This is a genomic window from Chryseobacterium amylolyticum, from assembly GCF_051011775.1.
Taxonomy (GTDB): domain Bacteria; phylum Bacteroidota; class Bacteroidia; order Flavobacteriales; family Weeksellaceae; genus Chryseobacterium.
On sequence record NZ_JBPCHX010000001.1, the window covers coordinates 490,620 to 515,089 of the forward strand.

The 24,470-nt window shown below is 37.4% G+C and carries 26 protein-coding genes; 9 read left to right on the forward strand and 17 right to left on the reverse strand.

Going from position 1 to position 24,470, the window contains the following annotated elements:
* Nucleotides 1–166 precede the first annotated feature (166 nt).
* Nucleotides 167–736 carry a thiol peroxidase gene (gene tpx, locus ACR1PO_RS02220; RefSeq protein ID WP_332387573.1) on the forward strand — a complete coding sequence of 190 codons (570 nt, stop codon included), beginning with the start codon at nt 167–169 and terminating at the stop codon, nt 734–736.
* Nucleotides 737–1,139: 403 nt separating this feature from the next.
* Here tpx and ACR1PO_RS02225 read toward each other — a convergent pair whose 3' ends face one another.
* The 3 genes from ACR1PO_RS02225 to hutU form a co-directional block, all read right to left on the reverse strand.
* A complete protein-coding gene (locus ACR1PO_RS02225; RefSeq protein ID WP_332387574.1) occupies nt 1,140–1,910 on the reverse strand; it encodes an MBL fold metallo-hydrolase in 771 nt (256 codons plus the stop codon).
* Nucleotides 1,911–2,120: 210 nt separating this feature from the next.
* Nucleotides 2,121–2,663 carry a Crp/Fnr family transcriptional regulator gene (locus ACR1PO_RS02230; protein WP_433985664.1) on the reverse strand — a complete coding sequence of 181 codons (543 nt, stop codon included), beginning with the start codon at nt 2,661–2,663 and terminating at the stop codon, nt 2,121–2,123.
* A 15-nt stretch (nt 2,664–2,678) separates the two neighbouring features.
* Nucleotides 2,679–4,664 (reverse strand): urocanate hydratase, encoded by a 1,986-nt coding sequence (gene hutU / locus ACR1PO_RS02235; protein ID WP_433985665.1) that lies wholly within the window; start codon nt 4,662–4,664, stop codon nt 2,679–2,681.
* Between the two features lie 228 nt (nt 4,665–4,892).
* Between hutU and ACR1PO_RS02240 the strand changes: the two genes are divergently transcribed.
* Nucleotides 4,893–5,330, forward strand: coding sequence for an endonuclease domain-containing protein (locus ACR1PO_RS02240; protein ID WP_433985666.1), 438 nt, complete (start codon nt 4,893–4,895; stop codon nt 5,328–5,330).
* Between the two features lie 111 nt (nt 5,331–5,441).
* Here the strand turns inward: ACR1PO_RS02240 and ACR1PO_RS02245 are convergent, their stop codons facing one another.
* From ACR1PO_RS02245 to ACR1PO_RS02265, 5 genes are all read right to left on the reverse strand, one after another.
* A complete protein-coding gene (locus ACR1PO_RS02245; RefSeq protein WP_332387577.1) occupies nt 5,442–5,735 on the reverse strand; it encodes a hypothetical protein in 294 nt (97 codons plus the stop codon).
* 49 nt (nt 5,736–5,784) lie between these two features.
* On the reverse strand, nt 5,785–6,771 hold the full coding sequence (locus ACR1PO_RS02250; RefSeq protein ID WP_433985667.1) for a 2-hydroxyacid dehydrogenase: 987 nt from the start codon (nt 6,769–6,771) through the stop codon (nt 5,785–5,787).
* A 74-nt stretch (nt 6,772–6,845) separates the two neighbouring features.
* Entirely contained in the window at nt 6,846–7,109 is a 264-nt protein-coding gene (locus ACR1PO_RS02255) for a hypothetical protein (protein ID WP_002977995.1), read from the reverse strand.
* Between the two features lie 206 nt (nt 7,110–7,315).
* Nucleotides 7,316–7,966, reverse strand: coding sequence for a protein-L-isoaspartate(D-aspartate) O-methyltransferase (locus ACR1PO_RS02260; RefSeq protein ID WP_002977994.1), 651 nt, complete (start codon nt 7,964–7,966; stop codon nt 7,316–7,318).
* Between the two features lie 102 nt (nt 7,967–8,068).
* Nucleotides 8,069–8,716, reverse strand: a complete 648-nt coding sequence (locus tag ACR1PO_RS02265; RefSeq protein ID WP_433985668.1) for a hypothetical protein — start codon at nt 8,714–8,716, stop codon at nt 8,069–8,071.
* Between the two features lie 136 nt (nt 8,717–8,852).
* Here ACR1PO_RS02265 and ACR1PO_RS02270 point away from each other — a divergent pair, with 136 nt between their 5' ends.
* From ACR1PO_RS02270 to ACR1PO_RS02295, 6 genes are all read left to right on the forward strand, one after another.
* Nucleotides 8,853–9,815 carry a Gfo/Idh/MocA family protein gene (locus ACR1PO_RS02270; protein WP_433985669.1) on the forward strand — a complete coding sequence of 321 codons (963 nt, stop codon included), beginning with the start codon at nt 8,853–8,855 and terminating at the stop codon, nt 9,813–9,815.
* A gap of 455 nt (nt 9,816–10,270) precedes the next feature.
* Nucleotides 10,271–12,001: a cellulase family glycosylhydrolase gene (locus ACR1PO_RS02275; RefSeq protein ID WP_332387580.1), complete on the forward strand. Its 1,731-nt coding sequence runs from the start codon at nt 10,271–10,273 to the stop codon at nt 11,999–12,001.
* Between the two features lie 65 nt (nt 12,002–12,066).
* Nucleotides 12,067–12,945, forward strand: a complete 879-nt coding sequence (gene bla-A / locus ACR1PO_RS02280) for a CGA/CIA family class A beta-lactamase (protein ID WP_332387581.1) — start codon at nt 12,067–12,069, stop codon at nt 12,943–12,945.
* A 31-nt stretch (nt 12,946–12,976) separates the two neighbouring features.
* Complete coding sequence (locus ACR1PO_RS02285) at nt 12,977–13,387, forward strand: hypothetical protein (RefSeq protein WP_433985670.1); 411 nt, start codon at nt 12,977–12,979, stop codon at nt 13,385–13,387.
* Between the two features lie 10 nt (nt 13,388–13,397).
* Complete coding sequence (locus ACR1PO_RS02290; protein ID WP_332388050.1) at nt 13,398–14,288, forward strand: 3-hydroxybutyryl-CoA dehydrogenase; 891 nt, start codon at nt 13,398–13,400, stop codon at nt 14,286–14,288.
* Nucleotides 14,289–14,339: 51 nt separating this feature from the next.
* Nucleotides 14,340–14,579: a DUF8828 family protein gene (locus tag ACR1PO_RS02295; protein ID WP_002977986.1), complete on the forward strand. Its 240-nt coding sequence runs from the start codon at nt 14,340–14,342 to the stop codon at nt 14,577–14,579.
* Nucleotides 14,580–14,629: 50 nt separating this feature from the next.
* Here ACR1PO_RS02295 and ACR1PO_RS02300 read toward each other — a convergent pair whose 3' ends face one another.
* From ACR1PO_RS02300 to dnaN, 6 genes are all read right to left on the reverse strand, one after another.
* Nucleotides 14,630–15,040, reverse strand: coding sequence for an META domain-containing protein (locus ACR1PO_RS02300; protein WP_002977985.1), 411 nt, complete (start codon nt 15,038–15,040; stop codon nt 14,630–14,632).
* A 415-nt stretch (nt 15,041–15,455) separates the two neighbouring features.
* The gene (gene pheT, locus ACR1PO_RS02305) at nt 15,456–17,858 is read right to left on the reverse strand and encodes a phenylalanine--tRNA ligase subunit beta (RefSeq protein ID WP_433985671.1); all 2,403 of its coding nucleotides are present in this window, start codon (nt 17,856–17,858) and stop codon (nt 15,456–15,458) included.
* 204 nt (nt 17,859–18,062) lie between these two features.
* On the reverse strand, nt 18,063–18,680 hold the full coding sequence (locus ACR1PO_RS02310; RefSeq protein WP_332387585.1) for a DUF417 family protein: 618 nt from the start codon (nt 18,678–18,680) through the stop codon (nt 18,063–18,065).
* A 63-nt stretch (nt 18,681–18,743) separates the two neighbouring features.
* Nucleotides 18,744–19,574, reverse strand: a complete 831-nt coding sequence (locus tag ACR1PO_RS02315) for an AraC family transcriptional regulator (protein ID WP_433985672.1) — start codon at nt 19,572–19,574, stop codon at nt 18,744–18,746.
* A gap of 58 nt (nt 19,575–19,632) precedes the next feature.
* A complete protein-coding gene (locus ACR1PO_RS02320) occupies nt 19,633–20,466 on the reverse strand; it encodes a M23 family metallopeptidase (protein ID WP_433985673.1) in 834 nt (277 codons plus the stop codon).
* A gap of 265 nt (nt 20,467–20,731) precedes the next feature.
* Complete coding sequence (dnaN, locus tag ACR1PO_RS02325) at nt 20,732–21,862, reverse strand: DNA polymerase III subunit beta (protein ID WP_034699704.1); 1,131 nt, start codon at nt 21,860–21,862, stop codon at nt 20,732–20,734.
* Nucleotides 21,863–22,046: 184 nt separating this feature from the next.
* Between dnaN and ACR1PO_RS02330 the strand changes: the two genes are divergently transcribed.
* Complete coding sequence (locus tag ACR1PO_RS02330) at nt 22,047–22,403, forward strand: diacylglycerol kinase family protein (RefSeq protein ID WP_433985674.1); 357 nt, start codon at nt 22,047–22,049, stop codon at nt 22,401–22,403.
* Between the two features lie 138 nt (nt 22,404–22,541).
* Here ACR1PO_RS02330 and ACR1PO_RS02335 read toward each other — a convergent pair whose 3' ends face one another.
* From ACR1PO_RS02335 to ACR1PO_RS02345, 3 genes are all read right to left on the reverse strand, one after another.
* On the reverse strand, nt 22,542–23,000 hold the full coding sequence (locus tag ACR1PO_RS02335; protein WP_433985675.1) for a GyrI-like domain-containing protein: 459 nt from the start codon (nt 22,998–23,000) through the stop codon (nt 22,542–22,544).
* Nucleotides 23,001–23,418: 418 nt separating this feature from the next.
* Nucleotides 23,419–23,751: a gamma-glutamylcyclotransferase family protein gene (locus tag ACR1PO_RS02340; protein WP_332387590.1), complete on the reverse strand. Its 333-nt coding sequence runs from the start codon at nt 23,749–23,751 to the stop codon at nt 23,419–23,421.
* Nucleotides 23,751–24,380 carry an SGNH/GDSL hydrolase family protein gene (locus ACR1PO_RS02345; RefSeq protein WP_433985676.1) on the reverse strand — a complete coding sequence of 210 codons (630 nt, stop codon included), beginning with the start codon at nt 24,378–24,380 and terminating at the stop codon, nt 23,751–23,753. The genes ACR1PO_RS02340 and ACR1PO_RS02345 overlap by 1 nt, the downstream gene beginning before the upstream one ends.
* Nucleotides 24,381–24,470 lie beyond the last annotated feature (90 nt).

The window sequence follows — 24,470 nt, forward strand, 5'->3', positions numbered from 1 at the left end:
CTATTTTTTTATGTGATAAGCTTCTCCTTCTTCCGGAGATTTATAATATAAAGGTAGAGGTAAATTGTTTTGAAAAAAATATTCTGACAATAGATTTGATCTATTTGAATTAAAATTAATCTCAGGTCCTAAAAAAAGAATAATTTAGCATAAAAAATTAAATTTCATGTTTTCAAAATTAGTTTTCAGTACACTCTTATTCTGTTCTGCAGTGGGCTTTGCTCAAAAATCCAAAGCCATCAATACAGTTTTAATGGGAGGAAAGGAAGTCCATACCTATGCCAAATTACCGGCTCTCAATAAGCCAGCTCCTAAATTTACCCTAACAGATGTCAATATGAATGATCAGACCCTGGATTCCTACAAAGGGAAATATGTTATTCTGAATATCTTTCCGAGTGTAGATACAGGAGTATGCTCTGCCTCCGTGCACCATTTCAATGAAGAGGCGGGAAATCTTCCCAATACCGTAGTACTTTGTATTTCCAAAGACCTGCCGTTTGCCCAGAAAAGGTTCTGTGGTGCGGAAGGAATCAAAAATGTGGTAATGCTTTCAGATTTCCGTTCCGACTTCGGGTGGAACTATGGTGTGGAGCTGGTAGATTCTCCAATGAAAGGGCTTCTGAGCAGGGCAGTTGTGGTAATAGACCCATCAGGAAAAATCATTTATGAAGAGCAGGTACCGGATATTTCCCAGGAACCGAATTATGAAGCGGCTATTGCAGCAGTGAAATAATAATTTTTATTTTATAATAAAGACAGTCTCGGGCGATCTTCGATCGCCCGAGACTGTTATTTTAATTATATTTAAATATACACAATATATAGCATTCAGAGCAAAGGCCGAAGGTTGGGAAGATAGTTCAGAAGTGCAAATTATATGCGCACCATTTGTCATTCAGAGCGGAACGAAGTGGAGCATGGAACCTACATTTAAAGTAAAAGCCTGGATTCCTCCGGAATGACAAAAGAGGTGAAGAGCTCTACGTTGATTGTGCAAATTATGTGCGCACCATTTGTCATTCAGAGCGGAACGAAGTGGAGCATGGAATCTACATTTTAAAGTAAAAGCCTGGATTCCTCCGGAATGACAATAAAGAGGCAAAGCTATCTGTCCAGAAAACGGGCTAGAGCCCGTTCTATTGATGTTGAGATTCTATCAGCATCACTCCATCTTTCAAAACCATATACTCCTGTCCTACTTCCTCTGAAATGTTTTTCAAATCCTGATCATCAAATACCTGAGGAATATAAAATTTCTCATGCGTAAACAAACCATAGTGTATAGGGACCAGTTTTTTTGCATGGAGCAAATGCGCTGCTGCAAAGGCTTCTTTCAGATTAAGCGATGCAGGAACCGGGCTATACTCCAAACCGATAACTTCAAAATTGACAACAACACCGTTTACGGGTAAAAAGGCATAATCTATATTTGGATTTTCTTTTCCGAGCTTCCAGAACTGGTTATGCCAGATGGTATCTCCGCCATGAAAGATCTTGGTTTCTCCATCATCCACAATCCATGAAGACTGTATTTCTCCCACGCCATCCATCGCAAATACGGGTTTGAAGGTGATATTGTTTTCTGTGAAGGTTTCATCAAGATCAAGAACAATCATCTCTACGCCAACCAATATTTTTCTTACTACATCTTCAAGTCCTTTATATACAATCAGTTTTCCGTCATTCTTTAAACATTTCCGGATGACTCCTTTATCAAAATGATCGAGATGCATATGGGTAAACAGGATATAATCTGCCTGTACATGGTCTGAAAACTCTATAAGATTCTCTACTGCATCCCCTAAAACGGGTTTATAGTAAGAGTAATCTTCTACAGCGTCTATTAAGATGGTTTTGTGATCTGATGTCAGTTGGATACCTGCCCAGTTTAATTTTTGTATTTCCATATTCTTTTTTCCAGCAAAGGAAAAGACTTCCGGAAGGCCAGTCAATAAACAAAAGATAATTAATGAGGGCGTTTTGAGGATGGGAGCTGAAGGATGGAAGTTATTGAGGTGATAGAATAACTATACCTCTCCTTTATTTGAAATGATGGATCAATTTAATCATTAAACCTAAAAAAATCTGAAGACTGAGAGTAACCTCCAGCTTCCAGCTTACAAAATTCTTTTTCTTATTCTGCTTAAAGAGATAGGCGTAATCCCGATATAAGAGGCCAGATATTTTAAAGGAATATTCTGAATGTAATGGGGTTTGTTTTTCAGCAGGTATTCATAGAGGTCCTGCGGAGTATTTTTCAGTAAAAGCATTTCCCTCTTCATGGCCGCATTCAGTTTTCTGCTGAGATAATAATTCTGTACAAAACGGCAGTGTGGATTTAAAGCAAACATATCTTTCACCTCAGCCAGGGTAATTTCCCATGCCAGACCGCTGCTGATGGATTCGTAAACCGCATCCGAAGTTTTTTCTTCAACAGTAAAAATATCTCCCGGAAAGTAAAACTCTGCACAGATTTCGGTATCCATATCCGATGTGCTGCTGATGTAATATTTCCGGACATGCCCATCTTCCAGCAGATAAGCTTTGCGGTCCGGAAATATCTTTTTTTTTGAAAATTCAACCTCAGCAAATTTTTCCCATACAGGATCGTTATCCTCTACGTTCAGATGTGAAAACAGTTTTTTGTTGATCGTTGCCAATGCTGAATTTATATATTACAGTAAGTCTTCGTCTACAAGGTTTGGCAGGGTTACCTTCAGGTTCGGTTCTGCTTCCATAGCTCTTTTGATAGCGAAAATAGCACCTTCGTTTCTTGCCCAGCTTCTTCTTGAGATTCCGTTGTTTACGTCCCAGAAAAGCATAGACTTCAGTCTTCTGTCGGCATCATCGCTTCCGTCAAGAAGCATTCCGAAACCACCGTTGATCACTTCTCCCCAGCCTACTCCGCCACCATTGTGAATGGAAACCCAGGTAGCCCCGCGGAAACTGTCACCAATCACATTGTGAATGGCCATATCTGCAGTAAACCTTGAGCCGTCATAGATATTGGAGGTCTCCCTGTAAGGAGAATCTGTTCCTGAGACATCATGGTGGTCTCTACCTAATACCACAGGTCCTATCTCTCCGTTTTTAATAGCTTTGTTGAAGACTTCCGCAATCTTCATTCTTCCTTCTGCATCTGCATACAGGATTCTTGCCTGGGAACCTACCACCAGTTTATTTTCCTGTGCTCCTTTGATCCACTGGATGTTGTCTTTCATCTGCTGCTGGATTTCCTCAGGAGAGTTCTTAATCATTTCTTCCAATACGGCACACGCAATGTCATCCGTCTTTTTCAGATCTTCAGGGTTTCCGCTTGTACATACCCAACGGAACGGCCCGAAGCCATAATCAAAACACATGGGTCCCATAATATCCTGAACATAGCTCGGATATCTGAATTCTCTTCCTAATGTCGGATTTTCTGCCATTACATCAGCCCCTGCTCTGGAAGCTTCCAGTAAGAAGGCATTACCGTAATCGAAGAAATAAGTTCCTTTTGCTGTATGTTTATTGATAGCTGCCGCATGTCTTCTTAACGTTTCCTGAACTTTTTCTTTGAATAATTCAGGGTTTTCAGCCATCATTATATTTGATTCTTCAAAACTTTGTCCTACCGGATAGTAACCACCCGCCCAAGGATTGTGAAGCGAAGTCTGGTCTGAACCGATATCGATTCTCAAATCTTCCTGATCGAATTTCTCCCATACATCAACCACATTTCCAAGATAAGCCAGAGAAACCGTTTCTTTGTTAGCCTGTGCTTCTCTTACTCTTTTTACCAGTGCATCAAGATCTTCATGGATCTCATTCACCCATTTCTGATCATGACGGATTTTGGTAATTTTCGGGTTCACTTCGGCACATACCGTCACACAGCCGGCAATATTGCCTGCTTTTGGCTGGGCACCACTCATTCCCCCTAATCCTGAGGTTACGAAAAGACCTCCTTTCGGTTCTTTTTTGATTTTTCTGAAAGCATTTAAAGCCGTAATCGTTGTACCGTGAACAATTCCCTGTGGGCCAATATACATATAACTTCCTGCTGTCATTTGTCCGTATTGGGTAACGCCTAATGCATTGAACTTCTCCCAATCATCAGGTTTTGAATAGTTCGGGATCATCATTCCGTTTGTAACCACCACTCTCGGTGCATCTTTATGAGAAGGAAATAATCCCATCGGATGGCCGGAATACATCACCAATGTCTGCTCATCGCTCATTTCAGACAGATATTTCATTGTCAGCAGATACTGCGCCCAGTTTGAAAATACGGCTCCGTTTCCTCCATAGGTAATCAATTCGTGAGGATGCTGCGCTACCGCGTAATCCAGGTTATTCTGAATCATCAGCATAATCGCTTTTGCCTGTTCAGATTTTCCGGGATAATCTGTGATCGGTCTTGCTTTCATTTCATAATCCGGACGGAAACGGTACATATAGATTCTTCCATAATCTTCCAGTTCCTGCTTGAATTCAGGGATGAGTTCTGCGTGAAATTTAGGGTCGAAATAACGTAAAGCATTCTTCAATGCCAGTTTTTTCTCTTCTTCCCCTAAAATTTCTTTACGCTTCGGAGCATGGTTGATATTGGTTTCGTATGGTTTCGGTTGTGGCAGCTGATCAGGAATCCCCTGCTGTATCTGTTCTTGAAATGTCATATTACTATTTAAAGGTCTATGTTTTTAAACAATGTTTGAAGTTTTAAAGATATTCAAATTAGGAAATATAGGCAAGGGGTGAAGGGAAGAATGGTTTAAGTTGTAAACCAGTCACCATTTGATATTAAATACTATATTTGATAAATACATCTCATTCCCCTCCATTGGAAGGGTGGATTCCAAAGTTGATAACTTTGGAAGACGGGGTGGTAAAAAATAAACACAATCATGAAAGAAATCCTTACCGTTATCAATGGAATTCCGATCCGTAGGAATTTCGTTGAAAATCTTCCCTATAATCCCTATTTAAAAGCATTATTAAAAGAAAAACGTAAAGCCCATATTTTAGGTGAAGTGATATTCTGGAAGAAAGTCCGTGCAAAAACTTTTCACAAAATTGATTTTGACCGACAAAGAATAATAGGAAATTATATTGTTGATTTTTATGTAAAAACACTGGGGCTAATCATTGAGATTGATGGGTCCAGCCATGATGAGAAACAGGTTTATGACGGCATAAGGGAGGAGTATCTGGAATCTTTAGGCCTGTTTGTTTTCAGAATAAGTGATTTTGATGTGAGGAATAATCTAAGTGCTGTAATGAAAGAACTGGAGAATTTTATTGTATTGCACTTTGGAACCACCCCGTCTTCAAAAATTCTTTAATTTTTGAATCCACCCCTCCAAAGGAGGGGAATTGCCATTACCCTATTAGCCGTTATCCAACATAAAAAAACCTTACTAAATTCAGCAAGGTTGGTTTATTATCGTAAAAATTTAAGTTAAAACATCATCATTTTCCTCTTCATGGTCATCCTCATTATCGCTGAGACTCCAATAGTTATTTTCTTCATCTTCCTCCCCTATTTCTTCCATCTCATCATCATCTTCCGCACCGGGAATATCCAGTCCCTTATCAATTTTATCTTCATCAAAATCCTCATCTAAAACAGGATTTCCGTCTCCGTCAAGCGGAATATGTTTTTCTTTTTTGAATATATCTTCGTTAGGATTATAATCCATCTGTTCCAGCTTTCTGTTTTGTTCATTAATATTGTTTTCTGGTGCCATAATATTACGATTTAAAGGTTTCTGTAATCAGAACAAAAATAATTCCAAGTTAGGCTGAATGATTAGAATAAACTTCAGGGTTGGCACAATTTGGCATTTTTTTGTTTTCTGCAAAAGCAATGATATTTCCTGCAGCCAGTCTGGCCATTCCGTTTCGGGCTTCAACGGTAGCCGAACCGATGTGCGGAAGAATGCAAACGCTGGAAAGCTGCAGAATGGGATCATCCGCAGCCATAGGTTCAGGATTGGTAACATCCAGACCTGCACCCCAGATTTTCTGATCAACCAATGCCTGGTATAAATCTTTTTGATTGTGAAAGCCCCCTCTGGCGGTATTGATGAAAATAGCATTTGGTTTCATCTGTTTAAAAACAGACTCATTAAACAACTCTTTATGTTCCGGAGTAAAGTTGGCATGAACACTCAATACATCTGAGTTTCTGATCAGGTCTTCAAAAGAAACATAAGTGGCTCCCAGCTCCTGCTCTGCTTCTTCATTATGATGACGGTTATGATAAATGATATTCATGCCGAAGGCTTTCTTTGATTTTTCTGCCATTTCATATCCGATACGTCCCAGTCCAAAAATCCCCAGCGTTTTTCCATACAATTCCTGTCCCAAAGCGTGTAAAGGATCAAATGCACCCCAGCTTCCCTCTTTTACTTTCCCGAAATTGTAGCTTGCTCTTCTTGCTGCTGCCTGCATGAGTAAGAAAGCAACATCCGAAGTCGCCCGGCTCAGTACATCCGGGGTATTCCCTACCGGAATATTTCTGAGGGTGGCTTCTTTAATATCTACATGGTCAAAACCTACAGAATATAATGCAATGGCTTTAACGTCCGGGCAGGCTTCAAAGAAATTTTTGTCATATTTAAATTCTGTTCCAATACTTAAAACAGTATCGGTATTTTTACAGTAATTCAGCCATTCTTCATAAGACAGATTTTCTTTTTCCGGGAAAATTATTTCAAGACCAGATTCTTCCAGCATTTTAATTCCTGCTTCCGGAATTCTTTTATTGATAAAGACTTTCATTGTGATGGTTTAATGGTTTTCAATAAAAAACCTCACTCGCAAAAAGTAAGGTTTCTGAACTTTAATATTAAAAATTATTTCTTTTCATCTGAATGGTTTTTATTCTTCTCCCAGGCTTCCGAAGCAATTTCCTGAATCTCAGCCCAAACTTCTTTTGCAGATTTCTGAGCCTGCGCCATAAATCCCTGCTTGGTAGCTTCCTGATTCCTCTTTTTCATGTCGCTGATGTAATCTTTTACCTGCTGTGAATAGCTTTCTACACTATATCCCGGGTTATTGTGCAGGTTTTTCTGAAGATTACTAAAATCATGTGACGCTTTGAATCTGTTCGTATCCATAATAGTAAGATTTTAGTGATTGGGTTCTGATGTGAATCCAATTTTCATTCCGAAATCAGTTAAAATATTTTAATTTTAGTTTAAACCTTTTAAATTTCATTCATAAAAAAACGGACCCAATAGTCCGTTCTTATTGTTATATTGTTTTTACAATGGCATTGGTGTCTGAGACCAGTAGGTCTGCCGATTCCGTATCTGTGATACAATTATTGGTTGGTACTTCCAAGCATAGGAACAAATTTATAGGCACCGAATTCTTCTTTTTCAAATTCTGTGGGACCTACCTTGGTAAATCTGTATAAAACCTGTTCATCCGTAGGCCCTAACGGAATCACCATTATTCCTCCGACATTCAGTTGTTTTAATAATTCTGTCGGTAAAGTAGAAGCTCCACAGGTAACGATAATCTTATCAAAAGGAGCAAAGGTAGGAAGCCCGGCAAAGCCATCTCCAAAACTCTGGAATTTCGGGAACAGATGTAGTTCCCTGAGTTTCTTTTTAGAAAAATCAAAAAGATCTTTCTGCCTTTCTACTGTGTAAACATGGGCTTTCATTGCCATTAAAACAGCGGTCTGGTAACCGCATCCGGTACCAATCTCCAACACTTTTTCACCAGGTTTTACCTTCAGCAGCTCAGACTGCTCCGCTACCGTGGAAGGATGGGATATAGTCTGGTGTGCCAGAATGGGAAATGCCCTGTCCTCATAGGCAAAATCTTCAAAAATACTTTCGATAAAAAGGTGTCTCGGAACTTCACTCATAGCCGAAAGTACATTTTCGTCTGAAATTCCAATTCTGTTGCGAAGGTAATCTACTAAAATCTTTCTTTTTCCTTTATGTACAAACGAATCCTGCATTTGACAAAAATAAGAAATTAGAAGTTAGAATTCCGAAATCGTCAGAAAGAATTATCCACAAAAACACAGCCGTCATTTGTTAACTGCTTTTCTTTTTATTTTTTAATTCCATTTTATCGGATAAGGCCCGGAAAAATCACTGAAGGTGTTATCTGCACATCTTTTTCTCACAAAAAAGTTATAATTCACTGTTTTACTTAATCCTATATAAACAGCTTTTTGACCTGAAATCACCTGTTCTCCGCTTGCCGGTGGCACAGGACTGGTTGTCAAAACAGTTTCATATATGGAAACGCCATCACTTTCCCAGGTTACTGTAGCATCAAAAACAGAAGAATTAACAGAAAAGGTTGTTTTTGAATAGGTTGCATACGCAGGTTTTATACAGGTGGTTGTATTAGCCGCCAATACGGTAACAGGTCCTGCCCAGTTGCTCCGGCCATTGTCTGCTCCGCAGTTTTTTCTTACATAAAGATCATATTTATTATTTTTATATAGAGGGAGATGGCAGGAATTCTTACTGGTTACAACGGTTGTTCCCTTTCCTACAATGAAACCCTGCTCTCCATACTGTACTTCATAATATCCTTCGCCCTGACTGATCATGTTCCAGGAAAGCAGGTTATTTGCTTTTTCAAATATCAGGTTTGCAGGAGTTCCACATTTAGCCTGCGGGTCATATGGACTATCTCCTATACATCCGGCAGTGCATAATCCAAAGATGAGTACAATCGAAATTATTCTTTTCATAGTTATTTTTCAGGCCTTGAATTTACTGCAATTTCTTTAATGAACAGATGTGTTTAATCTTAAAAAATCTCCAAGTAAAAAGTCATGTATTTTAATAAATGTACATTCACTATCTTTACAAAAATTTAATACAGCTATGTTAAAAGCAGGTTTGGTAGGTGCCGGACACTTGGGAAAAATACATTTAAAACTTCTTAATCAGTCAGATAGATATGCGTTTGTAGGTTTCCATGATAAAGATGTTGAAAACGGAAAGAAATTAGAAGCCGAATTCGGGTATAAATATTTTGAAAATTTTGATGATTTACTGCAGCAGATCGATATGCTGGATATTGTCACCCCGACGATTTATCATTATGATTATGCATTAAAAGCCATTGAAAAAGGACTTCACTTCTTTATTGAAAAACCGGTAACCCAGACTCTTGAGCAGGCAGAAGAAATTTTACGTTTATGCCAGGAAAAAGGAATCAAGGCACAGGTAGGACATGTTGAGAGATATAATCCCGCTTTTATAGCGACTAAGGAATACATCAGCAATCCGATGTTCATTGAAATCCACAGGCTGGCAGAATTCAATCCACGCGGTACGGATGTTTCTGTTGTACTGGACCTGATGATCCACGATCTGGATATTCTGTTGAGTATGGCAAAATCCAAGGTTAAAAACATCCACGCAAGTGGTGTCTGTGTAGTAAGCAAGACTCCGGATATTGCCAATGCAAGAATAGAATTTGAAAACGGATGCGTAGCTAATCTTACGACTTCAAGAATTTCTATGAAAGCCATGAGAAAAAGCAGATTTTTCCAGAAAGATGCTTATATTTCTGTTGATTTCCTTGAAAAAAAGGCAGAAGTGATCAGAATGAAAGATGCTCCTGAAAATCCTACTCCATTTGATATGATCATTGAAAATGCAGATGGGGAAAAGAATCAGATCTTATTCGAATATCCGAATATTCAGCCTAACAATGCAATTTTGGATGAATTAAACTCTTTTGCAGATGCCATCACAGGGGATAAAAATGTTGAGGTTTCTCTGGAGGACGGAACTGAAGCGTTAAAAGTGGCTTTAGAGATCATGAAACTGATCAGTTAAAAATACATTACTTTTCTAAGCAATAATTAAATGCTATCTTATAATCCTGAGTAATCAGTTATAAGATAGCATTTTTAATTTTTGATGTTATTTATTGCAAACTTACACGCAAAGGCTTTATTTTCAGTAACGCATTATTTTAAGGAAACAAAGGAAGAATCGATTTTCAATCGATTTGATGAAGTTGCGGGTTTATTAATTAATGTATAATTTGTCTTTTAAGAAACTTATAGAAAAACGGTTTATTAATAATTACAGATTTACCAATAAAAAATCTTTTTCAAAATAAAAAAACAATATATTTGGAGAATAATTCAATACAATATTGAAAGATTTTATTTTACATATATGGATATCTGATACAATAAATGAACTGAATACAGATTCATTGTGTGCTTGCATCATTCATGATAATTTCTAATATTTCCCTATTATTTTAAACCATTGAAACCACTATGAAAAGAGCTATTCTACTATCCGCGTTTTTATTGTCTCAATTTGGGACATCGCAATTATTGAAGACTTCCGGACAAAAAATTGTTAATGATAAAGGTGAAAATGTTCAGCTGAGAGGTCTTGGCCTTGGCGGCTGGATGCTTCAGGAAGGTTATATGCTGAAAACTGCTGATTTTGCGGGTCCGCAGTATAAGATTAAGGAAAAAATTGCGGAGTTAATTGGTGAAGACGGCATGAATGCGTTTTACAAAGCCTACCTGAAAAACGGTATTACCAAACAGGATATTGATCTGCTGGCCAAATCCGGATTTAATTCGATAAGGCTTCCGATGCATTACAACCTTTATACCCTTCCGATTGAAAAGGAGCCGGTAAAAGGGAAAGATACCTGGCTGGAAGAAGGTTTTAAAATGACAGATGAATTATTAAAATGGTGTGCAGACAATAAAATATATCTGATCCTGGATCTTCATGCTGCGCCGGGGGGTCAGGGAAATGATGTCAACATTTCGGATAATGATAAGTCTAAACCATCTCTTTGGGAAAGTGAAGAAAATCAAAGAAAAACAATAGCGTTATGGAAAAAACTGGCAGAAAGATATAAGGATCATCCCTGGATCGGAGGATATGACCTGATTAACGAGCCTAATATTAATTTTACAGGCAAAAATCCAAATGGTACAGATGAAATGTCGAATGCCCCGCTTTGGAAACTGCAGAAAGATATCACTGCTGCAATCAGAGCAGTTGATAAAAAACATATGATCTTCATTGAAGGCAACGGATGGGGAAATAATTACAACGGGCTTCCTGCGCTTTGGGATAACAATATGGCTTTCAGTTTCCACAAATACTGGAATTATAATGATGATCAAACGTTAAAATTTGCACTAGATCTCAGGGAAAAACATAATATTCCGATCTGGCTGGGTGAGACCGGTGAGAATTCCAACGTCTGGTTTACCGAACTGATACAGCTTCTGGATAAGCATAATATCGGATATGCTTTCTGGCCTATGAAAAAGATTGATAATATTGCCGGAATTGCGAATGTAAAAATCACCCCTGAATATGAAAAGCTATTGGATTACTGGAAAAACGGCGGAGAAAAGCCAACAAAAGAATATGCCCAGAAAGCATTAATGCAGATTGCCGATCATTACAAACTGAGCAATACGGAAGTTAAAAAAGATGTTATTGACGCAATGTTCAGGCAGACAACAGATGCTTCAACAATGCCATTTAAAGATCATCAGGCTCCGGGAAGAATATTTGCTTCAGAATATGACTTTGGAAGAATGGGCTCAGCTTATCTGGATAAGGATTTCATTAATCTTTGGGTAAGTGATCCGGCCAAAAGATCAGAATGGAATTTTGGACAGCAAATGAGAAATGATGGTGTAGACCTCTATAAGTGTAATGATAAGATTACGAATCAATATTATGTAGGGAAAACAGAATCCGGAGAATGGCTGCAGTATACGGTGCAGTCAAAAGGGGATAAAAATTATACATTTGATATCAGATATTCGGGTGCAAAAGATTCTAATGTAAGAATTGAGACCGCTTCCGGAAAAGTCCTGGCCAATGTATCACTACCATCCAGCGGGGGAAATGAAAACTGGAAAACAGTTTCTGTAAAAAACGTTCCGCTTCAGAAGGGAGAAAACAAAATCAGAATTTTCTTTGAAAGTGATGGTGCCAATCTGAATTATTTTGAATTAAAATAGTAATAATTGTCTTAAATTGCAGCTCTCTTCTCATCTTCAGAAGAGAGCTTTTTAATTTCCGTATTATGAAAAAAACAGCACTTCTTTTTCTTCTGATTTCAGCATTTTCATGGGCTCAGACCTCTTTATTGGAACAAAAAATTAATTCGGTCATTAAGAACAAAAAAGCTACGGTTGGTATTTCTGTTCTTGGTTTTGAAAATGGCTTTAAGTACGATAAAAACGGAGATAAAAAACTCCCGATGCAAAGTGTGTTTAAATTTCACATTGCAGCAGCAGTTCTGAATGCTGCAGATCAGGGAAAACTTTCTCTGGATCAGAAAATTATGCTGGACAAATCGAATTTACTGGAAAATACATGGTCGCCGCTTCGTGATAAATATCCGGCCGGAAATGTTGAAATTCCGTTAAGCGAAGTGATTGAATATACGGTTGCCAAAAGTGACAATAATGGCTGTGATATTCTTCTGAAGCTGTTGGGAGGAACCCAGGTTGTTCAAAAATTCATGGATTCTAAAGGAGTAAAAGGTTTTCAGATCAAATACAATGAAGAGGATATGCATAAGGACTGGAATGTTCAGTATGAAAATTACAGCACAACAAAATCCGCTGCTGATGTCCTGAAAAAGTTTTATGACGGAAAGTTATTATCCAAAAAATCTACAGAGTATCTGATGAAAGTAATGCTTTCTACTTCAACCGGATTAAATAAAATAGTTGAACAACTTCCCAAAAACACACCTGTCGCAAGAAAAACGGGAGCTTCAGGGAAAAATAAAGCAGGCTTAACAGGCGCAGAAAATGAAATCGGAATCGTTACTTTACCCAACGGGAAACATTATGCATTAGCTGTATTTGTCAGTAATTCAATGGAAACGGATGTCGTAAACTGCAGGATGATTTCTGATATTTCGAAGGAGGTTTGGGAATATTTTAATAAATAAAATTTTAAGCTTATTTTTAAAGCGATTTAACATGAAAAAAATAATAGTAACAGCTGCTCTGTTTGCATTCACTTTCTTTTACTCACAGAAGAATCAGAATTATTTAGAAGTCAGCTATGGAAGTGTCTGCTGCGGTCCTTCGTCTGATAAGCCTGTCATCAGTTTTCTGAAAGAATTTAAGAGAAAATACCAGATCAAAAGTCTGGAAATCCTGATACAAAAAGGAATGGGCAGGGAAGGTGAATACACATTGTATGTTGGTACAGACTTTCTGACAAAAAATCAGAGAAGCAGGCTTGTAAGAGGACTTACGGCTACAGTTTCGAATCAGAACAACAACAAAGAACAAAGCAGCAAAGGAAATGTTAGTTTTGATCCGTCAGTTACGGTTTCACAATCGGATCTTGCACAAGCAAAAAATTTAACTATCTATAAAAAATAAAGGAAAAATGATTAAAAACATTGTAGTTATCGGAGCTGGAACCATGGGAAATGGTATTGCACATACTTTCGCGCAAAGCGGTTTTAAAGTAAATCTTGTAGATGTATCTCAGGAAGCTCTGGACAGAGGTTTAAAAACCATTACTACGAATCTTGACAGAATCATTGCAAAAGGAAATCTTACAGAAGAGCAAAAAGCAGAAACATTAGGGAACATTACTACCTTTACAGCACTGAATGATGCTGTAGGCACTGCAGACCTTATCGTAGAAGCTGCCACTGAAAATCTTGATCTTAAACTGAAGATCTTCGGTCAGATGGATGAACTGGCTCCTGCCAATTGTATTCTTGCCACCAATACTTCTTCTATTTCTATTACAAAAATTGCGGCAGCTACCAAAAGAGCTGATAAGGTAATCGGTATGCACTTTATGAACCCGGTTCCTATCATGAAGCTGGTAGAGATCATCAAAGGATATTCCACTTCCAAGGAGACTTTCGATGCAATCTATGAAATGAGTAAGACTTTAGGGAAAGTTCCTGTAGAGGTGAATGATTACCCTGGTTTTGTAGCGAACAGAATTTTAATGCCTATGATCAATGAGTCTATCGAAACACTTTATAACGGTGTGGCTGGCGTAGAAGAAATTGATACCGTAATGAAACTGGGAATGGCTCATCCGATGGGTCCTCTTCAGCTTGCAGATTTTATTGGTCTTGATGTATGTCTTGCTATCCTGAATGTTATGTATGACGGATTCAAAAATCCAAAGTATGCACCCAATCCGTTATTGGTAAATATGGTAACAGCAGGGAAACTTGGTGTAAAATCAGGAGAAGGTTTCTACGATTATTCTGAAAGCAAAAAAGCTGAAAAAGTTTCAAAAATGTTTTTGAAGTAATTTTAAGTCAATAATTTTATTTATCTTTGAGAAAGTTAAAACATTAAAAAAATGAAATTACCAAAGTTTTTATTAGCAGATAATTCGGAATTTCCAGAGGATCTATTCGTAGTTCACACAGAATATCCAAGATTTATCTTAAACGTTGAGGAAGAAGAAGTTGAGTGGTTAGATGATCTTGAAGGTGATGATGAAGAAACTATGGCAGACGAAGCGACTAAAGTAGTAGAAGCAGCGTTCAAATGGTGCGACGAAGAGTTGGCTAAGTACGACGAAGAAGAGGAAGATTAATAACACTCCAAACATAAAAAAGGAACTCAATATTGAGTTCCTTTTGTTTTTTATTCTGATTTGGTAAATTTCAGTAACAGAAGATTGTCTTTATACAATTCTAAAGTATTCCCGGAAATTACATATTTGTTTGCTTTTCCCATCATATCCATAAAGTTCTGCTCTACCCCGATGTTATTGCACATCATTTTGGTGGATCCCATCTGCCCTGCTGTAAAACTACCTGTAGACGGATCTATGCTGGCAGTTCCGAAATAGTTGTTACACCCTGCATTTCCTGTGATTTTCTCTCCTTCAATATTCAATGTCGGAACTTTACCTTTTACCGTTTCAGCCAGTGTCCATTTTGTATTGGCAAGAGCAGGCTGAGCTTTTCCTACTTTAGATGCAGAAGGGCTTGTCATTGATCCGCATGAAGCCAGTACTGCAGCTGTACATATACTTAAAAAAAGATTTTTCATTTTTTTCTTTTTGAATTAACCCAAATTTACGGAAATTATATTATTTAAACGGGCTGCCGTGAATTTTATTATTCTTTAACACTTGTTAGTTTGAATATTTTCCGGTTATTTTCAAAGGCTTAAATATGAAATTTCCAGTGCTCTGTCCTTCCAAAGAATCTCTATTACAATTAGCATATAGAGCGCTGAGACTCCTACGGAGTGACAAAGATTGAGGGTAGACTGACCAGAAAAGCATTCACAGAATACAGTTAATTCAACAGGAACGGGCTTTAGCCCGTTTACTTAAAATAGCCAACAATCCAATGGCTTTAGCCAAAACATATTAATCCGGGATATGTAAAAAAAGATTCAAAACAAAAAAACGGACTTTAAAGTCCGTTTCTATTTATGTTGAAATATCTATTTTCAAATATTAAGATCTCAACTCAGCATTGAATTCTTTCTGGAAAGATTTGATTAAAGAATCCATTACTTCTGTAATTTCTTTTTCTTCCAGTGTTTTCTCTTCGTTTAGCAGCTCGAAGCTCATGGCGTAAGACTTCTTGCCTTCAGGAAGATTTTTCCCTTCATACACATCAAACAGGTTAATGCTCTTAATGAATGGAGATTTATTCTTTTTGGCAGTCTGATATAGATCCTGATAGTTTACCGTTTTATCAATCAATAAAGCCAGGTCTCTTCTGATCTTGTTGAATTTCGGAATATCTTTGAATTTCAGTTCATTTTTAGAACGAAGTTCCTGAGCATATTCCAGTTCAATTTCCGCATAGAAACAATCCTGATCGATATCAAAATCTTTCAATAAAGCAGGTGCTACTTTTCCGATTCGTACCAATGCTTTACCTTCTGCCTCATATACCAATGCATCAGAGAATCTGTCATCCGTTAATGCCACTTCCTTATAATTTACAGCAAGTCTTTCCAATAAAACTTTAACATAAGCTTTAAGGTTATAGAAACTTACTGCAGATTTTGGCTGGAGCCAGTTTTCTGCAACATCTCTTCCTGAAACCAATAATGCCAACTGTTTTCTTTCTTCGTATTTATCTTTTTTGTGATAAATTTTTCCTAATTCGAAGAACTTGATATCCTGATTTTTTCGGTTGATGTTATATACTGTATTCTGAAGAAGCCCTTCCAGCAAAGACTTTCTCATGAACGCCAGATCTCCGCTTAAAGGATTCAATAGTTTTACGGCATCAGTTTCATCTTTTACAGAGGTTAATGAGTTGTTCATCACTTCGTTGAAACCAAGCCCCTGTAAAGTTCTTGCCCAGCTGTTCTCCAGTTCGTCCTGATCGTTTGCACTTAACTTAACAGGAGTAAACGAAATCTTCTGTGGAGCATCAATTTTATTGTATCCGTAAATTCTTAAGATCTCTTCAATCACATCAATTTCTCTTGTTACATCTGCTCTGTAAGCAGGAACGGAGATTTCAAAACCATTAGGAATTTCATTCAGAACCTGAATTTCCAATGCTTTTAGAATTTCCTTTACTTTTTCTCTATGGATTTTTGTTCCTAAGATCTGTTCAATTTTAGAGAATCTCAGGATCACATAGTTATCTTCTATTTTCTTAGGATATTCTTCCAGTAACTCTCCTACTAACTTCCCTTCAGCAATTTCCTGAATCATTTTGATCGCATGGGTAATTGCTGTTCTTGTAATATTCGGGTCTACTCCTCTTTCAAACCTGAAAGAAGCATCTGTATTCAGGCTGTGCGCTTTTGCCCCTTTTCTTACCGCAATCGGGTTAAAATAAGCACTTTCCAGGAATATTGTTCTGGTAGTTTCAGATACTCCTGACTTTTCACCACCGAATACTCCGGCAATACACATTGGGTTATCTTTACCGTCTTTGATCATGATTTCAGAACCGTTCAATGTTCTTTCTACACCATCTAAGGTAGTAAACTTCGTTCCCGGCTTTACAACGCCTACTTTCACTTTTTTGTCTGCAATTTTATCTGCATCAAATGCGTGAAGCGGTTGTCCGTAACCGTGAAGAATATAGTTCGTAATATCTACAACATTATTGATCGGGCTTAACCCAATCGCTTTCAGCCTGTCCTTCAGCCATGATGGTGATTCAGCTATTTTTACATCTTCAATAACAGCTCCGATATATCTTGGGCACAGTTCAGCATCTTCAATTTCAAGCTTGAAGTCATGAGTTCCCTCGCCATTCAAAGCTTCGGAAGCTACTTTATTAAACTGAGACTTTAGCTGGTTTGTAGAAAGATAAGCATGTAAATCTCTTGCAACACCATAGTGAGACATTGCGTCTGTTCTGTTGGGTGTTAATCCGATTTCAAAAACCTCATCATTAGTTAACTCAAAATAATCTGCAAAGTTTTTCCCTACCTCATATTTTGTTTCGTCCAGCACCATAATTCCTCCGTGATCATCGCTAAGACCTAATTCATCTTCAGCACAGATCATACCCTGAGAAACTTCTCCTCTGATTTTTGCTTCTTTGATTTCAAAAAAGTTTCCTGTTTTGTCATAGATTTTAGTTCCGACAACTGCCACAGGAACAGTCTGCCCTGCTTCTACGTTAGGAGCTCCGCAAACAATGTTCAGTACTTTTCCGTTTCCTACATCTACTGTTGTCTTCTTCAGTTTGTCAGCATTGGGATGTTTTTCGCAGGTTAATACTTTACCTACAACAATTCTTTCCAGGCTTCCTTTTACACTTTCAAATTTATCTATCCCTTCAACTTCAAGACCTATATCTGTAAGGAACTCACCGATTCTTTCAGTTTTTAATTCCGTTTTTACAAAGTCCTTCAGCCAGTTGTTTGATATTTTCATTTGTTAATCTATCTACTTATTTAATTCGTCAGATGAAATTAAGGGTTCATCTGCTCAATTTGAAACTTTATTTGAAATCCCACACCTTATTCAAGTGCAATTTTTCGAGCTACAAATGTCGTGTTTTTTTGAGAAATAGAGAAATTTAGAAGCGATTTTAAGATAATAAATTTTCGTTAATCTTTCTGTTACTAATTATGGAAACTATTGGTCCGACGGTCTTACCAGCTTCTTCAGGCTATCAGAAAATAATACCAACCCTCCGGCCATCATGATAATATCCTTCAATACAAGACGTCCTGCTCCGGACAGATAGGGAAAACCATATTGAGGTGTAGCGTAATCTCCACCCAGATTGGGGACGTAAACTTCAGGGGTCGTGATCAGAAATGACAGGGTAACCAATGACATTAAAAATGTTAAGGCTCCCCCAACGGCTCCTATTTTAGGAAACCAAATTCCAAGCAGTACAAGAAATCCTATCACTACTATCGTGGTTCCCAAGCCATAGGAAAAGGCATACGTTCTGTTTTCCTTTTGCCAGTCAATATTTTTCTGAATGATCTTCCCTTCCGGATTTTTGTACAGAGTATATTCTGCGACCAGCTTTTGATCTTTATTAAGGACTTTATTGCCTGCATTTTTGTAGAAGAAACTCATCAGCGGGCTGTTGGCTACGAAAGGTACAATTCCGTCGGCTTCGTAATGAAATGCCTTCAGGCCTCCAATCCAGGCCATAACAATGAAAATTGAAATTCTGAGAAAATTGAAAAAATATGTATCCCATTGTAGTAGTTGGTCGTAAAGTCTGTTATTTTTCATGTGATTATTTTTTTAACAAAGGTATCCACATGCATACAGCGCCAACATAGACATTTCAGGACATTACATGGACATTTTCGCCACCACCGAGATCCCAACTTTTTCTCTGTAATTTTTAGGTGAGCAGCCCACCGATTTTTTGAAATACCTGCTGAAATAAAATTCATCTGCAAATCCCAGCTCTGAAGCAATTTCCTTGACAGATCTGTAGGTTAAATGCAACAGTTTTTTAGATTCCAGGATAATTCTTTCATTGATAAGCTGAGTAGGTGTTTTGGCAAATTCTTTCTTTACCGCTTTGCTTAATGTATTATTGGTAATATTCAGTTTGTCACTGTAAAATGACAGTTCCTTTTCATCTTTAAAATGGGATTCCAGCAGTTTCTGAAATTCTGCAGCATTTTTATTGGGAATTTTATCACCTGTAATCACGCTTTTTTCAATACTGCTTTTCTGTTTGCTTCCAATGGCAAGGATAAGCTGTATATAAGTTTTGATAATGGATTCTGAAAACTGATGTTTTTCCGATTCTTCTTTTTTAATGTGACTGAAAAGTTCGAGAATATAATGATAGCTTTCCTCTGTCAATTCAACTCCCGGATTCAGGTAAATATTATTGAAAAGAAGTCCGTTACAAGCTACTTCCTCTTTGTGATATTCTATACAGTAATAATCGCCATGAAAGAAAAGTACATGAATATCTTCCTCGGATTCAGAAGCCAGCTTCAACTTCTGGTAAGGAGAAAGAAACAGAATATTGTATCCGCTGTAAGAATAGTTGATGCCATCTACTGAGAAAATACCGGAACCCTTCCACAGAAAAACGCTATAGTTTTCAGTAGTGAATTCCGAGGGAAAATCCGAAGTGTGGTAAGAGTGGATTTTTATTTGCATGATTGAATCTTTTTAAACACTAATGACACTAATAGACTCACAAATAAACACTATCTTTTCAGTACTCTTTTGAATATGTTCTTTTCTCTGTAAGATATTCTGTTTTGCTTCCGTTACCGGTTCTGAAAAGAGTTTTGAGCGTATTCTTCTGTTTAGGTTTTGAAGGATCGGGAAGAAAGCATTGGAAATGTAAATGTGGGCCGTTTGTCCAGCCTGTATTGCCACTCAGTCCTATTAAATCACCTTTTTTAACTTCATCTCCTATTTTAACTTTAACTCCATTTTGTTTCAGGTGAAAATACTGCGCAATCGTTCCATCCGAATGTAAAATTGAAATATAATTAGCCTGATTAGCACAACTTGATGTAGGACATCCCGTATTATTACTCTGAACAGCATCAATGACTTTACCTTCTCTTGCCGCTGTAATTTCGGTTCCTTCAGGCATTACAAAATCTAAAGAGTTTTCATTCTGATGAGAAAACATTCCATTGTACCCCTGATAAACATTAAAGGATTTCCCTTTTTGAAAAGGCAGATCATAGGTATAGTCAGCATCATAGGTCTTTATTGTAGCATCTCCAGCCAAAGTGTAGTAAGCAGGCATTTTCTTGATTTTCCACCCTTTTCTTTTATCATTGACAACAAAATAAGCAATTCTGTTTTTCGTTGATTTGGGAGGCAGTACTCTGATCATTTTAAATGCTTCGGGACTCTTCAGATTTTCTGTTTCCGGCTGTTCGGAGAACGTTATTGAAATTGGATAGATTTCAATATTATCAGCATAGTAAGTGATAATATCTTTTGTGTGCTCATAGTACATTTTCGCACTCTTTTGCGAAAAAGCCCATAGAGAGCAAATAAGTGATCCGAGAATTGTTATTTTTTTCATGTTTATTAAAATGTTTTTACTATACTTTTACCCTGAAGCAAAAATATACAAAATTTCAAGTCGGGAATCATCCGCTAAAAATTTGAATGTCTTCCTAAAATTTCCAAACTCGCATGGATTGTCAGGTTTTCCTTCGGATTACATTTAAATTTTCCTGATGCTCCTGATTTCTAAGTAGATTCCACCTCTTTCAACTATAAATCGGAAGGCAGGATTACAAAAAAAGCCGGAAAATTCCGGCTTTCTATTATTTGTCATCTTACTATTACAATCCGATTACCGGCATTGATAACATTAAGATATTTTCATTTTCTTCAAGACCATCAAGAGGTTCAATGATCCCCGGTCTGTTAGGCTGAGACATTTTCATTGTGATATCGTCAGATCCTAAAATGGTCAGCATTTCAGTTAAGAATTTGGAACTGAATCCGATATTGATATCTTCACCGTTGTAATCACAAGGAATCTGCATGTCTGCTTTGTTTGCATATTCAGTATCTTCTGCATGAAGGTGAAGAATATTTCCGGAAAGCTTAAATCTTACCTGGTTGGTAGATTTGTTGGACATGATAGATGCTCTTTTGATCGCTCCTAACAACAGGTTTCTGTTGATTGTCAATACATTTGGATTTTCCTTTGGAATTACCGCTGTATAGTTCGGATATTTACCATCGATCAGTCTGCAGATCCAGATATGCTTACCAAAAGTAAATTTAGCCATATTCTCATTGAAGTCGATGGTAACGTCTTCATTGGAACTTGCCAGGATATTTTTGAAAATGTTAAGAGGCTTTTTAGGCATGATAAACTCCATCGGCTCAGCATTCATTAGGTCTGCTCTTTTATACACCACTAATCTGTGGGAGTCTGTAGAAACGAAATTGGTTTCATTTTCTCCAAACTGGAACAGTACACCTGTCATTACCGGACGAAGAGAATCGTTACTTGTAGCAAAGAGTGTGTTTGTCAAAGCTTCAGACAAAACTCCTGCCGGCATCGTTACACTCTGTGAAGCGTCGAATTCCGGTAATTCAGGATAGTCATCAGCATTGTCTAATGCTACTGCGAAATTATCTTTTTCATCTAAAATCTCAAGCTGGCTTCCGGTACCTTCGGCATTGTCTTTTACAACAAATGTCAGAGGCTGTTCACCATAAGTCTTGATAAAATCCTGAAAAATTTTAGCAGGAACAGCAAATTTACCTGTATCATCAGACTTTACTTCCAGGGAAGTAACAAGAGTTGTCTCGCCGTCAGATGCTGTAATGGTAACATTATTTCCGTCTAATTCAAAAAGATAGTTTTCTAAAATCGGTCTCGATTGAGAGCTTGATATTACGCCACTTACAGTTTGCAAAGCCTTCTGCAGTTCACCACTTGAAATAATAAATTTCATAGATTTATAAAATAAGTTTCTACAAATATAATAAATAGATACAATAAAGAAAAGAATATTATGGAGGAGTTTTTAACAAAGATCCTTAATTTGTTTTGAGCCTTGATATTATACTTAGATTTCTGTGGATATACATTTTTTTATCAAATACAAAACCTATATTTGTGAAAAAACTTAGGAAATCATGCAAAAACCTCCCATCCATAAAAGTTTTCTCAATGCTTTCAGAGGTGTTTTCATGATGATTAAAACAGAGAGAAATTTCCGGATTGAGCTTTTTATATTCTTCATCAACCTCTTCTGTATTTTCTATTTCAGACTGAACAACACAGACGCAGCATTGGTTTTCATTGTCTCTTTTGCTGTTTTGAGTGCTGAAATTTTTAATACGGCTATTGAAAAGATCTGTGATATCATTCAACCTGACTTCGATAAAAGAATAGGCTTTATTAAGGATATTGCTGCCGGAGCTGTAGTTCTGACCGCCATTGCAGCAGTGATTGTCGGAATTCTGGTGTACTGGAAATATATTTTCAGCTGAGCCGGAAGAAAGAAGCTGAAGTTTCAGACCACCCCGTCAAAAATTCTTTGAATTTTCGCCACCCCTCCAGTGGAGGGGAATTTCACGTCTTAAGTTGGAAAGTTTGCGAAGTTTAGCGATCTTTTATTCTTTAACTTTTTATTTGACAGCGATGAAGATATCTACTTCTGCGTCTGAAGGATTTTGTGCTTTTTTTCCATAGGCTTCAAAATCGGCAGTAAATAGCCTTTCCAGATCCATTTCCCATATTTTCGTCCACTCGTTGATCACTAAATCTTTTGAAAGATCCCCTTTTGTGGTAAATTTTATATAATCTCCACCATCAAAAGAATAACCAGCCATTCCTTCCGGGATGTTCTCAAGACTTCCCACTTTACATCCAAGAACTGTAGTATAAGGTCTGGTATGGTCTTTTTCGTAATCTGTGTAAATGGAATAGATGGTATTGTCTACCCTGTTCGGGATTGAATTGAGGATGTCTTCCCTGATCATTTTTTCCCATAATAAAGGGATGTCTTTTCCTGCCTGTCCATTTTCGTTAGTTGTTCTTACTGAGATTCCGATCACATTAAAAGGATCGACTTTTACTTTATTCATTTTTTGATTTTTGTTGTAGGACAAAGATAGGAACAGGTTGTGACAGGTGTATGTCAGCAGTTTTTTACGTTTGGGCTGAAGCCGGTGAATTTTGCATTTATAAATGAGTGGGCTAAAGCCCACTCCTATTGGATATTTTATTCGTGGTATTTGTGGTAATATTAGTGTCATTAGTGTTTAAAATGGAAGTTTTGTATATAAACAATCTATCCATAGCCTTTGTCCATTCCGCAAGGTATCTAAACTTCATAAGCTATTAATCTGTGAGTATATGAAAGTATAGGTTCCTTGCTTTGCTCGGAATGACAAAGAGAGTGTTGACCAAAGATAAAATTACATGAGTTTAGTGCTTTAATTCTTATTGAAATTGCTTCGCTTTGCTTGCAATGACAGCATGGGGATGTTTTAAGATGGGGAACTATTTCCCGACATAAATAAATCCTTTCTTTCCGGATTTAAAAATGGCTTCAATTCTTTTGTAGTCATCCACTTCATATTCGTCTGCCTGAAGGATCTCCGCTTCGGTTACCTCAAAAAGCACACCTTCTATATGATCATTATCATTACCTGAAAACTTTAGCACCGGATGGTATTTCTGCCCACTTTTTCTTAGTACTTCGGGATCTGTAATCTCAAGCATATGAAGTTGATATCCGGATAAAATATCTTTTTCTCCCTCTAAAAGTCTTCCGAAAGTTTCAAGCTGCACCTGTTCTTTCTGCAGGGTTCCATAAGAAAACAAATAAACCATTATAAATATTTTTCAATAATTGGTATAGCTACTTCAGCCATCATTCCATAGCCTTTTTCATTCGGATGCACACCGTCTGCAGAAAGCAGAACCTCTTTATCAGCAAGGAAAGCCGAATAGAAATCAATATACCCCAGCGAATGCTCTGCAGCAATATCTTTAAGAATCTGATTGTAGACAATCACTTCTTCATTGGTTCTCAATTTCCCTGAACTTACCACGACTCCGTTTACCTTTTCAGAAAAGGGAAGAATACTCACAAGATAAATTTCATTGGAAAACTGTCTGGCATGATTGACAGCCGTCGTAATATTTTTTTTAAATTTTTCACGTGCTACAACCTGAATCCCACCTTTTACAGCAAGATCGTTGGCGCCATAGCTTAAAAAAATAATGTTCCCGTCAGCAGAATTTCTGGCCTCCAGTTCATGAGGAATTCTTTTGAGTAAGCCTTCTGTAGTTTCTCCACCTATTCCGAGATTGAAAAGAATCAGTTCATCTCCGTTTCCTTCATGAAATTTCTGTAAGGCATATCTTTTCAGAATATCTACCCATCCTCCAAAAATACCGTCATATTCCCCGTAAGTAATGCTGTCACCGAAGAACAGCCCGTAAGTAATCTTTTTCATTCAACTTTATTGTTTCCTGTTTTGTTAAAGTAAAAATAGGAAGAAAAACTATTCCGGGATTATTAAAACTTCTGAATTTATGGGATTTTA